27 protein-coding genes and 1 tRNA gene are annotated in these 11,828 nt (G+C 34.1%); 26 read left to right on the top strand and 2 right to left on the bottom strand.

The window, feature by feature from the left end:
* The 22 genes from BLV68_RS14850 to BLV68_RS14760 all read left to right on the top strand — a co-directional run.
* Positions 1 to 279 (top strand): DUF1064 domain-containing protein (locus tag BLV68_RS14850; protein ID WP_093755174.1); only part of this gene is annotated, 279 nt, incomplete at its 5' end.
* 13 nt (positions 280 to 292) lie between these two features.
* Positions 293 to 526: a helix-turn-helix domain-containing protein gene (locus tag BLV68_RS14845; RefSeq protein WP_093755172.1), complete on the top strand. Its 234-nt coding sequence runs from the start codon at positions 293 to 295 to the stop codon at positions 524 to 526.
* Entirely contained in the window at positions 523 to 696 is a 174-nt protein-coding gene (locus tag BLV68_RS15575) for a hypothetical protein (RefSeq protein WP_159428724.1), read from the top strand. The genes BLV68_RS14845 and BLV68_RS15575 overlap by 4 nt, the downstream gene beginning before the upstream one ends.
* On the top strand, positions 693 to 878 hold the full coding sequence (locus BLV68_RS14840) for a hypothetical protein (RefSeq protein ID WP_093755170.1): 186 nt from the start codon (positions 693 to 695) through the stop codon (positions 876 to 878). Before BLV68_RS15575 ends, BLV68_RS14840 begins: the two co-directional genes overlap by 4 nt.
* A gap of 10 nt (positions 879 to 888) precedes the next feature.
* Complete coding sequence (locus BLV68_RS14835) at positions 889 to 1,089, top strand: hypothetical protein (protein ID WP_093755168.1); 201 nt, start codon at positions 889 to 891, stop codon at positions 1,087 to 1,089.
* Positions 1,082 to 1,369: a nucleoside triphosphate pyrophosphohydrolase family protein gene (locus BLV68_RS14830; protein ID WP_093755166.1), complete on the top strand. Its 288-nt coding sequence runs from the start codon at positions 1,082 to 1,084 to the stop codon at positions 1,367 to 1,369. The genes BLV68_RS14835 and BLV68_RS14830 overlap by 8 nt, the downstream gene beginning before the upstream one ends.
* Entirely contained in the window at positions 1,360 to 1,551 is a 192-nt protein-coding gene (locus BLV68_RS14825) for a hypothetical protein (RefSeq protein ID WP_093755164.1), read from the top strand. Before BLV68_RS14830 ends, BLV68_RS14825 begins: the two co-directional genes overlap by 10 nt.
* Before the next feature lie 34 nt (positions 1,552 to 1,585).
* Positions 1,586 to 1,765, top strand: coding sequence for a hypothetical protein (locus BLV68_RS14820; protein ID WP_093755162.1), 180 nt, complete (start codon positions 1,586 to 1,588; stop codon positions 1,763 to 1,765).
* Entirely contained in the window at positions 1,762 to 1,971 is a 210-nt protein-coding gene (locus BLV68_RS14815; RefSeq protein WP_093755160.1) for a hypothetical protein, read from the top strand. The genes BLV68_RS14820 and BLV68_RS14815 overlap by 4 nt, the downstream gene beginning before the upstream one ends.
* On the top strand, positions 1,964 to 2,137 hold the full coding sequence (locus tag BLV68_RS15570) for a hypothetical protein (RefSeq protein WP_159428723.1): 174 nt from the start codon (positions 1,964 to 1,966) through the stop codon (positions 2,135 to 2,137). The genes BLV68_RS14815 and BLV68_RS15570 overlap by 8 nt, the downstream gene beginning before the upstream one ends.
* Positions 2,130 to 2,348, top strand: coding sequence for a hypothetical protein (locus BLV68_RS15335; RefSeq protein WP_143035306.1), 219 nt, complete (start codon positions 2,130 to 2,132; stop codon positions 2,346 to 2,348). The genes BLV68_RS15570 and BLV68_RS15335 overlap by 8 nt, the downstream gene beginning before the upstream one ends.
* 1 nt (position 2,349) lies before the next feature.
* On the top strand, positions 2,350 to 2,835 hold the full coding sequence (locus BLV68_RS14810) for a hypothetical protein (RefSeq protein WP_093755158.1): 486 nt from the start codon (positions 2,350 to 2,352) through the stop codon (positions 2,833 to 2,835).
* Between the two features lie 58 nt (positions 2,836 to 2,893).
* Positions 2,894 to 3,214 carry a PDDEXK family nuclease gene (locus BLV68_RS14805; RefSeq protein WP_093755156.1) on the top strand — a complete coding sequence of 107 codons (321 nt, stop codon included), beginning with the start codon at positions 2,894 to 2,896 and terminating at the stop codon, positions 3,212 to 3,214.
* A 489-nt stretch (positions 3,215 to 3,703) separates the two neighbouring features.
* Positions 3,704 to 3,964: a hypothetical protein gene (locus BLV68_RS14800; RefSeq protein WP_093755154.1), complete on the top strand. Its 261-nt coding sequence runs from the start codon at positions 3,704 to 3,706 to the stop codon at positions 3,962 to 3,964.
* 17 nt (positions 3,965 to 3,981) lie between these two features.
* Entirely contained in the window at positions 3,982 to 4,335 is a 354-nt protein-coding gene (locus tag BLV68_RS14795) for a hypothetical protein (protein ID WP_093755152.1), read from the top strand.
* Positions 4,336 to 4,375: 40 nt separating this feature from the next.
* Positions 4,376 to 4,618 carry a hypothetical protein gene (locus tag BLV68_RS14790; protein ID WP_093755150.1) on the top strand — a complete coding sequence of 81 codons (243 nt, stop codon included), beginning with the start codon at positions 4,376 to 4,378 and terminating at the stop codon, positions 4,616 to 4,618.
* Positions 4,619 to 4,880: 262 nt separating this feature from the next.
* The gene (locus BLV68_RS14785; protein ID WP_143035305.1) at positions 4,881 to 5,492 is read left to right on the top strand and encodes a hypothetical protein; all 612 of its coding nucleotides are present in this window, start codon (positions 4,881 to 4,883) and stop codon (positions 5,490 to 5,492) included.
* On the top strand, positions 5,479 to 5,817 hold the full coding sequence (locus tag BLV68_RS14780) for a hypothetical protein (protein WP_093755146.1): 339 nt from the start codon (positions 5,479 to 5,481) through the stop codon (positions 5,815 to 5,817). Before BLV68_RS14785 ends, BLV68_RS14780 begins: the two co-directional genes overlap by 14 nt.
* A gap of 10 nt (positions 5,818 to 5,827) precedes the next feature.
* Complete coding sequence (locus BLV68_RS14775) at positions 5,828 to 6,157, top strand: hypothetical protein (protein WP_093755144.1); 330 nt, start codon at positions 5,828 to 5,830, stop codon at positions 6,155 to 6,157.
* Positions 6,158 to 6,160: 3 nt separating this feature from the next.
* On the top strand, positions 6,161 to 6,589 hold the full coding sequence (locus BLV68_RS14770) for a sigma factor-like helix-turn-helix DNA-binding protein (protein ID WP_093755142.1): 429 nt from the start codon (positions 6,161 to 6,163) through the stop codon (positions 6,587 to 6,589).
* 98 nt (positions 6,590 to 6,687) lie between these two features.
* Positions 6,688 to 6,762, top strand: a tRNA-Trp gene (locus BLV68_RS14765).
* Positions 6,763 to 6,785: 23 nt separating this feature from the next.
* Complete coding sequence (locus tag BLV68_RS14760; RefSeq protein WP_093755140.1) at positions 6,786 to 6,977, top strand: hypothetical protein; 192 nt, start codon at positions 6,786 to 6,788, stop codon at positions 6,975 to 6,977.
* 50 nt (positions 6,978 to 7,027) lie between these two features.
* Here BLV68_RS14760 and BLV68_RS14755 read toward each other — a convergent pair whose 3' ends face one another.
* On the bottom strand, positions 7,028 to 7,219 hold the full coding sequence (locus BLV68_RS14755) for a hypothetical protein (RefSeq protein ID WP_093755138.1): 192 nt from the start codon (positions 7,217 to 7,219) through the stop codon (positions 7,028 to 7,030).
* 221 nt (positions 7,220 to 7,440) lie between these two features.
* The gene (locus BLV68_RS16175) at positions 7,441 to 7,566 is read right to left on the bottom strand and encodes a hypothetical protein (protein ID WP_268807651.1); all 126 of its coding nucleotides are present in this window, start codon (positions 7,564 to 7,566) and stop codon (positions 7,441 to 7,443) included.
* Between the two features lie 173 nt (positions 7,567 to 7,739).
* Here BLV68_RS16175 and terS point away from each other — a divergent pair, with 173 nt between their 5' ends.
* From terS to BLV68_RS14735, 4 genes are all read left to right on the top strand, one after another.
* Complete coding sequence (gene terS / locus BLV68_RS14750; protein ID WP_093755136.1) at positions 7,740 to 8,447, top strand: phage terminase small subunit; 708 nt, start codon at positions 7,740 to 7,742, stop codon at positions 8,445 to 8,447.
* A complete protein-coding gene (locus tag BLV68_RS14745; protein ID WP_093755134.1) occupies positions 8,437 to 9,693 on the top strand; it encodes a PBSX family phage terminase large subunit in 1,257 nt (418 codons plus the stop codon). Before terS ends, BLV68_RS14745 begins: the two co-directional genes overlap by 11 nt.
* A 13-nt stretch (positions 9,694 to 9,706) precedes the next feature.
* Entirely contained in the window at positions 9,707 to 11,128 is a 1,422-nt protein-coding gene (locus BLV68_RS14740; protein WP_234949945.1) for a phage portal protein, read from the top strand.
* On the top strand, positions 11,121 to 11,828 hold a 708-nt coding region (locus BLV68_RS14735; RefSeq protein WP_200773816.1), incomplete at its 3' end, for a hypothetical protein. The genes BLV68_RS14740 and BLV68_RS14735, both read left to right, overlap by 8 nt.

The following is an 11,828-nucleotide window of genomic DNA, read 5'->3' as shown; positions in this document are numbered from 1 at the left end:
CAGAAAGAAGCAGAGTATTATTGCAGGTTAAAACTACTTAAACAAGCTGGAGAAATAAAAGATTTTGGATTACAACCTAGATATGTTTTGCAACCTGGATTTGAAAAAAACGGAGAAAAATTTAAGCCAATAACTTACATTGCTGATTTTGTAATAGTAAACAATGATGGAACAACAGATGTTGTTGACATAAAAGGGGTAGAAACCCAAATATTTAAAATAAAACGAAAATTGTTTGAGTATAAATACCCTGATTTGAGCCTAAAAGTGGTTAAGTAAAAGGGGGATGAAATTGAAAGATGGCTTAATCAATAGAAAAATATATAAGGCAGTAAAAAAGATGGACAGGCAGGAGATAGAGGCTTTTTTGGCCGAAATATATCATCAAGGATTCCAAGACGGGGTAGTAGCTGGAGATAGTACAGACTTCAAAATTAAACTAGCAGAGGTTTTGAACAATACGAAAGGTATAGGGCCTAAACTATTTGAAAGAATCATGGCTACTGTAAAGGAGCTGGGTTTATGAGATGTGCGGAAAAGGTTGACATCTACTGCATGCAAGCAATCAAATATAAGAAATATGCAGAGATTCGTAGATGCGATAAATGTTGCTATGATTGTTTAGAACCATGCAGTTTTTTATGTGACAAAGCGCTGGAATTTAAAAATATGGCCATAGAAGGGGGAGAACTATGAGCTATGAAGTAAACAAATATGTAGCTCGAGCAGTAGTTAGATATCTAAACGGAAATAAGGATCTATTTTATACTTATGTACGTAAAGCAATGAAATTGTATGAAAACGAGAAATGCATGGTTACATTAGAAGATATGTTAGACAAAGATACAAAAACTAAATTGTATGAGCTTGTTAGTTAGGGGGGAGTTTATGTCAAGGGGAGGTAATAATACAGGGGAACAGTCAAAAAAATATTATGAAGATAAGATAAAAGAAATGACAGGGACAAAGGTAAGAAGTATCTTTCGGAAGTTAAACAAAAGAGAATTAAGGCAGCTGAAAGAAGCAATTGAAGAAGCAAGATATAAAGCAATAGATGAATACAAGAAAGGAGAAAAATTGCATGGATGAAAGAGAGGTTTACAAACAAGCATTAGAAAAATGGGGAGCAGAGGGTCAAATTACAATGGTATTCGAGGAAATGGCAGAACTTCAAAAAGAGCTATGCAAGAGTTTGAGAGGTAAAGAAAATAGAATAGAAATTGCCGAAGAAATAGCAGATGTAGAAATAATGCTAGAGCAGATGAAGATATTATTTGGGATAGAGGAAGGGGTAGAAAGGCATAAAACATTGAAACTACAAAGATTAGAAGGGAGACTAAAAAGGCAGGAGGGGCAGCTATGGAGATAAACAAGCAATATAATAAAGCAAAAAAACAGAATTTAAAAAATGAAATGATATGCTACATAGACGAAATAATAGATACAGCTGAAAAGATGAATAGCTTAGATTTTTTCAATATTGAGATTAGTAATCATCAGGGGAAATTGAATGTTGAATATAAGTTAAAAAACAGGAAGAGGGTGTATTGATAGTGAATGAAATATTCGGGGAGGATGAGGGGAAATGAAGCCTGATGGTGTATCAGACAATGTTTACAATGACCTGATAAATGCACTTGAAAAAGCAATACTCCTGATATATGACATGTCAATTAGAAAAGTTGCAATTCCATACGACACAATACGAAGGTGGGAAAACTTGGTTAGGTATGCAAGAAAAGAAGGAGGTAAAATTGACCAATGAAAATAGTATTAAATGCAATTATTTTAATGTTTAGTGTAATTTGCATTATAGCGTTTTTATTATTCGTTGAAAACATAACGCCAGAAACTCACTTTTTAAGTAGAGAAATGATAAATGCTGTTGTGTTCGGTTGGCTTGGATTATACTTGTTGAGATTGTATTGGTCATATAGCCAGAAGGAAAGTGGGGGAACAAAAGATGAGTAGTATAAACGACATATTCCAAGTGGATTACCTGCCAGAGAAAAAAGAAATAAGAATCAATCTTCCTGAAGAAGTTTGGAAGAACATTGACACTATAATCATGACAAGACTATTTCAAGAAGAATTGGTCGTTGGAAAGAAGGAAAGCGAGGTCGAACACGATGGCTAAATACATGAAAAGACCACCTAAAGATTGTTTTAATTGCAGATATGATATCACTACATGTGATTGGAGACACTTAGACAAAAGGCAAATTAGGAAGTTAACCAGAACTGCTACTGATGGGTATTGGAGTAGATACTACTGTAAAAATCATAAGTATTCAAAGCACATAAAAAGCGGCGTTACTTTTTGTTTGCAGGATAAGGAGGATGAATAACGTGAGTGCAATAAGCGGATTTTGTGAGAAGTGTAATGGTTTCAGAAAAAGATATTGTGACGGAGATAGAAATACCTGTATGTCTATACTATTTGACGCCATCGAATCCTTGCAGCAGGAGAATGAGCAGCTCCGGGCAAAACTTGGCGATTGGAAATATGAGGTACAATGCCACATGGACGAGGTAACGGCGAGGGACAAGGAAAATGAGCAACTCCGGGCGCAGGTGGCGAGGATGAAGGAAGCGTTGGAATTATGTTCATGGTACGGGAGCGAAGGTTTGTGCATTGATGAAAAGTTAGCAAGAAAGATTATGAAAGCACTCAGACCCGACTCAGGCACAGACTACCACAACCCTACAAAAAAGGAGATGATTGAAAGTAATGAACAAACCACTACGAAAGGTGAAATACCCCAATATTATGAACCTATAGCTAGATACCAGTATGAAATGCAAGACCCTAATGTAATAGAATTAAAAATTTAATTAAAAAAGAACAAGTACGACAGGTTTCATTTATTTACAGATGATTGAAGGTGATTAAATGGTAAATAGCAAACGTAAGGGTAGTCAAGGTGAAAGAGAATTCGCAAAACTATGTAGAGAACATGGCTTTTCAGAAGCTAGAAGGGGGCAACAATTTAGTGGAATCGAAGGAAAAGATGTTGTAGGGCTTGATGGGATACATATTGAAGTAAAAAGAGTAGAAAAGCTGAACATTGAGAACGCATTACAACAATCCATAAGAGATAGCAAGGAGGGAGAAATTCCAATTGTAGCACATAGAAGAAATAGGGAAGAATGGAAAATTACAATGAGAGCGAAAGACTTCTTTGAGCTTTATAGAGCTTGGAGGGAGGGATAAAATGGGATAGAAAAACTTGATAAAAAAGAAAAGAGAGTTGTTATAGAAGCTATTCCATATAGAAACTTCAAAGAAAAAATTGCTATAACTAAACAATTTTATGGCAAAGCAAAAATGGAAATTTTCAAAGGTTTTGTATATATAGAAAGATAAAAGGGGTGATTAAATGAGCTGGGGGTAATCGAACAGGGGAACTATCGAAAAAAGAATATGAAGATAGAATAATGAGAATGACAGGAACCAGGAGTACAAGCATACTGAGAAAATTAAATAAAAATGAGTTAATAATGTTAACAAACATGAAATAGATAAACAATATGTAAGAACCAAAAAGCAAAACCTTAAAAATGAAATCGGAAGGTACATAGATGAAATAGTAGATACAGCTGAAAAGATGAATAGCCTTGATTTCTTCAATATAGAAATAAAGAATCATGGTGGACAATTAAATGTTGAGTATAAGCTGAAGAATAGAAAGAAGGTGTATTGATGGCTTTTTCAAATAAAATCACAGAAATAATAAACAGAGAAATATATATTGAAGATGATGAAGGCTGGGAAGAAAATATTACATTGATAGATTATATTAACAAAACCTGCAAAAAGAAATGTGATATAGGATGGGACATTGATGCTCCGCCAGAATGCGAATGTATAGTAAGTAGATTTTATTATGCTATCGTTAAATTGGCAGAAATGGAGCATAGCAAAGAAGGGCAAGAATGGGAAAAACGTATGAGAATAGGTTAGGAAAGAAGGTGTATTGAATGAAAATGAGTGATTTAGTAGGTAAACATAAAAAAGAAAGTTGTTTTAAAGAAGTATATGGAGAACCGCCTATGGTGCATGGAGCGTTTACTTATAGATGCGAAGATTGTGGAAATGAATGGCGTATGTGGCTTGAGGTAGGCGTGGAAGGAAAAGATAAAATAATGCCAAGTCCATTTACAATAGGTTGCAAGTGTGGTGGATGGGCTGAACATGTAGATTGGCATAAAGATATTTGGTTTTCTGAACATGGGCATAGACCTATAGGTATTGGAATGAAATTCTTTGCGCTAGATCATGAGTATGGATGTGGGAAGGCAAGTATATATATGGGTGAAAAGAAAGGCTATTAATACACATAATGTTATTTATGTGTAGGAAGGGGGGGTTATCATGTGGTTAGTTTATGATAGTGAGGAAAAGTTAGTACTTGTTACTAATAGTTACAGTGAAGCCTTGGCAGAATATAAACTATTAAAAAACTCTTGGAAAGATTTTATTGATGAAAACAATGAGTTTAACGGCGATGAAAGAGTGATTTTAGCCAGAATAGAAAAGGATTTTTATCCATATGAAACTGATGAGGAAACACCTGAAGGGGACAATTATTGGGATTGGAGAGAATCAATTTATTAATGAACATAACATGAATTAGGTATATTAAAAATCGCGTTGAAAAAACATCATAAATCACAAGATAGTCGCAAGATAGTATAAACAATGTATATACAGTCCTACCATACCTAGATGGCGGACACAGATATACACAAATAAGTGTAGTCTGTGTCCTTTTTTTATTAAGGAGGGGTAACGTGATAGAAAAGCACCATATAGAAAGGAGAGTCTTATGTCAAGAAGATTAGAGCTTGAAGGGCAGAAGTTCGGAAGACTGACAGTATTGGGGTTTCATGATGTAGACCCAAAACGGAAAGAGAGTAGATGGCTATGCAAATGCGAGTGTGGCAATAAAAGAATAGTGAGGGGGTGGAAATTAACATCAGGACATACTAAGAGTTGCGGATGCCTAAACAAAGAAAGAGCAATAGCAGCATCTACAACCCATGGACTATCTAGCGAAAAACTATATTCTATCTGGAAGGCAATGTTGGCAAGGTGTGAGAATAAAAAGCACCCAGCGTACAAAGATTATGGTGGCAGAGGAATAAAGGTCTGCGATGAGTGGCATGACATAAGAACATTTATAAAATGGGCTAACAATAACGGATATAAAGAAGGCTTAGAATTAGACAGGATTGATAATAACGGGAACTATGAGCCGAGTAATTGCAGGTTTACTACAAGAAAAAAGCAAACCAGAAACACCAGAAGGAATATTAACGTAACTATAGATGGGCAAACAAAAACGTTATCAGAATGGGCTGAAATACACAACCTAAAAGTCAATACATTGCAATATAGGTACTATAGAGGAGATAGAGGGAGAAGACTAGTGAGACCAGTAGAGACGAAATACAGGCATGGACAAGCAGGAGGTGATGCCAGATGCTAGAAAAGCATCATGTGTGATTTTTAAAAGCCAAGGGGGCCTGGACTTTGAGCTTAATTACAAATATTTGACACCAGGGCAACATAGAGGACCTAAAGGGCCTCATATGTGCAGAGAAACGGATTTAAAATACAAAAGAGAATTACAACAAAAGCTAGAAGAGCTTCTAGTAAATGAATTTTATACAGTAAAAGAATTGATTAAACTATTAGGATTAAAGCCACAGCAGGCACATAGAGCATTTAGGAAGATAGACAAGCATCCAGACAGAGGGATGAAGAGGGAGGATGTCATTAGAAGGTTAATGGGTGGAAAGTTGTACTTATAGGAGGGATACTATGCAGGACCTTGTTAATGAGCTTAATCAATATAGACATAACCTTAATAAGGCTATAGAAGAATTAAAAAAGAGAGGTCAGGTCAAAGCAAAAACAGAGAGGGATTACAGAGTAGAACTATCAAAAGAAATTTTACGATTAAGAGCAGAAGGAATTCCAGTAACAATAATAAATGACCTAGCAAGAGGTAATGAAAAGATAGCAAATTTAAAGATGGAAAGGGATATAGCAGAGAGCTTATACGAGAGCAATATGCAATATATTTACTCATGTAAGATTAACATAGATATAGTGCAAAAACAGATAGAAGCAGAAAGGAAGGGGGAATAGATCATGGACACTATAAAATCATATAAGGATCTATGTAGTGAAATTGAGATATGGAAGGAAAGATTAAAGACATACGAGATCCAGATAGAAGCTATTAAAAAGTTAGCTAAGCTAGATGGGCCTAAACATATAACGGGTATAGATTATACGCAGCCATACGTAGATGGAACAAGGCAAATTGGTTTTGAGGAAGCACTAGAAATGCTACACAAGATAGAAAGTCATATATATTTACATAAGGAAGCTATAGCAAATATGGAAAAGTCAAAGAAGAAAATTGAAGAGGAAATAAAGAAGTTAGAAAGATTGGATAAAAAAGTCGTTTATATGAGAGATATTGAAGGAAAAACATTAAAAGAGATTGCTGATGAGTTAGGATATTCGGAAATATACATCAAGAAAATATCAGCTAGAAATAAAAGAGTATACTAACACTATACTGACAGGCAAATTTATCCATGTTATTATGGTAGTAAGTAGATTTATAAATCTCACCTGAAAAAAGGTGAGATTTTTTAATGTTAAAGTTTATAGGCATAGTTTAATAGGCAGAATATCGGTCTCCAAAACCGAAGATGCAGGTTCGAGTCCTGCTGCCTATGCCATTGAGGTGAACTGGGGGAAGAGGATGAATATAGAGGAAATAATCAGATCTAAAGATATAGATACATATAGAAAGCTTAAAAGTATAGAAAAGAAAAAGAATAAAAAGCATAGAAAGAAAAAAGAAATAGAATTAGGAGATAGTATATCTAATTTGATGAAGCATGATGCATACAAGCGGATTGGGAGAAGGTTGAAGCAGATAAGGTGGGGATAAAAAAGAAGGATTTCTCTTTTTTATGAAAGAAAAAGAGGACTTTATATATATCAGTCCTCTTTAAGTCTTATTATGATTTGATTATTGTCAGCATCAATTATTTTTTCAATAGGCAATATATTACCATTTGAGTCGACAAAACCACATTCACGTGCTTCAGTTGCACCAATATTTATTGTATAGCTTGATATATTTCCATAACCATCTTTTTTGGGTGAGAGTTTTATGGGTTTAGTTTTCATATTAATCAACCTTTCTTGTATAATTTGTAAGCAGATATAACTGATATAGAAGCTACTATTACAGCAAGTATATTGAATATAATATTAACTTCTGTAAATAAAGATATTATATTCAATATAAGATTTAAAATTAAAGATATAATTAGTATAGTCATTGATATTGTGGGTAAGATATTTTAAAATATATTTAGAGGGGAGGGGATTTCTCCCCTCTAAGGAGCTTATTTAGTATCTAGTAACTTATTAATTAATTCTATGAGGGAGATTATTAGGTTGATTATTGCGGTTACTAGTGCTATTTTAAGCTCCTTTTCTCTTTGGCTTTTATTCTTTTTTTTCTTACCCACTTGTTCACCTCCTTTAATTATATTATAAAATACCGTAACGGTAATGTCAATAGTTATTTGGTAAAAAAATGGAAAATTTTTTATGAAGTATAAGAAAATTTTGAGCCTGAAATAAGGCTCTTTTTTCATGCAAAAAACGATATGCAAAACAAACAAATAAGTAGGTGGTGGTATTGAATGAGATAAGGGAAAAAGCAAAGCAGGATTATATGGAAGGTATGAAATACAAGGACATTTGTGAAAAACATAATCTAAGCATAAACACATTAAAATCATGGGTTAAAAGGTATGGTTGGGCAGATGAAAGAAAAAAGCAAAACAAAAAGGGCGCATACAAAAGGAAAAGGGGTGCGCCCATAGGTAATAAAAACGCAGTAGGGCATGGAGCACCACCTAAAAACAAGAATGCTGAAAAACATGGATTTTTTTCTAAATATCTCCCAGAGGAAACTATGAACATTATTCAGGAGATAAAAGAGAAGAATCCATTAGATATTTTATGGGAGAATATCCAAATCCAATATGCAGCAATAATAAGAGCACAAAGAATCATGTTTGTAGAAGACCGTAACGATAAAACGGTAGAAAAAGTGGAAGAAAGAAGAGAGAAAATAAAAGGAGAAAGATGGGAAGTGCAACAAGCTTGGGATAAACAAGCAAACTTCCTACAAGCACAATCCAGGGCTATGGCAGAGTTAAGGAATATGATTAAGCAGTATGATGAGTCACTTCATGCTAATAGAGATTTAGTAACAGAAGAGCAAAAGGCTAGAATAGAAAAACTCAAAGCAGAAGTTGACAGAATAAAAGAAGATAAAGGGGATAAACCAGTAAGAGTTGTAATAGTTGATGATATAGAAGGTGAAAAAGATGAAAGTTAGACTTTCAGAAGTAATAGCACCTTCTTTTTATGATTTACATGTTGATATAAAGAATAATAGATATACTGAATACATGCTAAAAGGTGGCAGAGGTTCAACCAAGTCGTCTTTTGCAAGTATAGAAATAATATTAGGCATGATGAGAGATGCAGAAAGAGGAGAATTTACCAATGCAGTAGCATTAAGAAAAGTAAAAGATACTTTAGCAGATAGCGTATATGAGCAACTAGAATGGGCTATTGATATATTAGGTGTAACGGATGAATGGAAATGCACTAAATCACCTTTACAAATAACGTATCTTCCAACAGGACAGAAGATATTATTTAGAGGAGCAGATAAACCTAAAAAGATAAAATCTACTAAAGTTAAAAAGGGCTATATTAAGTATATATGGTATGAGGAGTTAGACGAGTTTTATGGTCCTGAAGAGATAAGAACTATAAACCAGTCACTTATGAGAGGTGGAAACAAATTTGTAGTATTTTATACCTATAATCCTCCAAAGAGTTCAAGGTCATGGGTAAATCAAGAAGCCAAAATACCAAAACCAGGCAGAAAAGTACATCATTCTGATTATAGAAATGTACCAAGAAGTTGGCTAGGAGAAGTATTTATTGTAGAAGCTGAACACCTAAAGAATACTAATGAAATGGCATATAGGCATGAGTATTTAGGTGAAGAAGTAGGAACTGGATTAGAGGTATTTCATAATGTTACATTAAGAGAAATTACAGATGATGAAATCAAAACATTTGATAGGATTAAACAAGGTCTTGACTTTGGTTATGCAGCAGATCCAGTAGTATTTGAGAAGATGCACTATGATAAAACCAGAAGAAGGCTTTATTTATTTTATGAATTTAGTGGCATTCAAGTATCTAATAGAAAGTTATACAAAAGCATTAAAAATCATTTGGGTAATGTTGTAACAGTAGCAGATAGTGCTGAACCAAAGTCTATAGCAGAACTTAAAAGTTATGGAATGAGAATAAAGGGAGCAATAAAGGGACCTGACTCAGTAGACTATGGAATAAAATTTTTATCAGAGGAAATTGAAGAAATTATAATAGACCCTGAAAGATGCCCAAGAGCTGCAAAGGAATTTATTAATTATTCACTAGAGACAGACAAGAATGGAGAAGTGAAAAGTGAGTATCCAGATAAAGATAACCATACCATAGATGCTGTTAGATATGCATTAGAAGATGAAATGAGATATAGCAGAATAGAATTCTTAAAGTGAGGCAGGTGATAAAGTGATAACATACCAGGAATTATTAGAACAAAAACTTATAAGTGAATCTAAAATTACAGATTCAAGTATAATAAAAGATTTGATTAGCGAACATGATACTAGTCAAATGATTGAGGGAGAGAGGTATTACTATAACGATAACGACATAAAAGATAGAAAGCAATATTATTACAAAGATGGAATGAAGGTAGAGGATGATACAAAGCCTAACAATAAAATACCTCATAACTGGCATAAGTTGCTAGTAGATCAGAAGGTAGCTTATTTAGTTGGTAAGCCTGTAGTATTGCAAGCAGGAGAGGGCCAGAAAGAATATACAGACAAGCTTAATCTTATCCTTGGCGAGGAATGGGACGACACCTTGAATGAACTAGCCAAAAACGCAAGCAACAAAGGGACAGAGTGGCTACATGTTTATATCAATAAAGAAGGATTATTCAAGTTTATCATTATCCCAGCAGAGGAGATTATATCAATTTATGATACAAGCCTTCAAGAGAACCTAGAGGCAGTGTTAAGATATTATCTAGTAGAAGTAAACGGACAAGAACGAATAAGGGTAGAATGGTGGACAAGGAATAATGTAACTTATTATATCCAAGATGATGATGGCAACTTTGTCTTAGATGACACAGAGCCAGTTAATCCAGCACCACATTTTTACTACAATGATGAAGGCTATGGGTGGACGAAGGTTCCTTTTATAGAGTTTCCTAATAATGAAGAGAGAGTATCAGATTTAAAATTTGTCAAAGAATTAATAGATGCCTATGACAAGAATGTATCTGACCTAGCTAACAATTTAGATGAAGTACAGGAAATAATAACAGTACTAAAAGGATATGAAGGCACAGACTTAACAGAGTTTAAAGAAAACCTTAGATACTATAAAGCCATAAAAGTAACAGGAGAACAAGGAAGTGGAGTAGACAAGCTAGAACAAAGCATACCAATAGAAGCTAGGAAAGAGATGCTAGACCGATTGGAAGAAAATATATTCCTATTTGGGCAAGGTGTAAACTTAAAAACTGATAGATTTGGCAATAGTCCTAGTGGCGTAGCTTTGAAATTCCTATACTCTCAATTAGACCATAAGGCTAGTATCATGGAAAGGAAATTTAGAAAGGCTATTAAGAGATTGCTATGGTTTGCAACTGAATATATTAACATAATAGACAATAAAGATTATGACAGCACCACAGTACAGGTGACATTTAGAAAGACCATGATAACTAACGATAAAGAAGATACAGAAATTGCTGCACAATCCAAAGGAATAATATCAGATGAAACAATAGTAGCTAATCATCCATGGGTGGAGGATGTAGCAGAGGAACTGGATAGATTAAAGAAACAGGAAGAAGAATACCTAAAGCGATTTGAAGGCAATTATCCAAGCCTAGGAGATGAAGGAGATGAATAGGCCTAGTAATAAATATTGGCAGAATAGGTTTGAAATCTTAACCGAATCCTTACTAAATAAAGCTGATAGGCATTATGCAGAACTCATACAAGAATACGAGAAAGCCCTATTAAGAATTCAAAGAGAAATAGAACAATTTTATGCTAAGTTTGCAACAGATAATAAAATCACATTGGCGGAAGCTAGGAGATTATTAACAGCTAAAGAATTAAAAGAATTCCATTGGACCATAGAAGAATTTATAGAAAAGGCAATAGAAAGCTCATTAGACCAAAGGTGGGTAAAAGAGCTTAATAATGCAAGTGTTAGAGTAAGGATAAGCAGACTTGAATCATTAGAATATCAGATTAGGCAGCAAATAGAGCTTTTATCTGCTAAAAGGCTTGAAGGCTTAACTGAACTGTCTAAAAACATAACAGAAGAAGGCTATTACAGAACTATATATGAAATACAAAAAGGCTTTGGTGTAGGAGATACATTTGGGATATTAGATACTGGACTAATAGAAAGCATAATCACAAAACCATGGGCACCAGATGGTTCTAACTTTTCAAGTAGGATATGGAAAGATAAAAATTTGTTAATGAATGAATTGCAAAAGAGTTTAATTCAATCATTTATAAGAGGAGAAGCGCCAGATAAAGCTATAAAACATATAGTTGATACAATGAATGTATCAAAAAAGGCAGCTGGAAGACTT

The organism is Tepidimicrobium xylanilyticum (assembly GCF_900106765.1).
Classification (GTDB): Bacteria; Bacillota; Clostridia; order Tissierellales; family Tepidimicrobiaceae; genus Tepidimicrobium; species Tepidimicrobium xylanilyticum.
The sequence above is the reverse complement of the archived record's forward strand: the minus strand, read 5'-3'. Positions and strand labels throughout refer to the sequence as shown.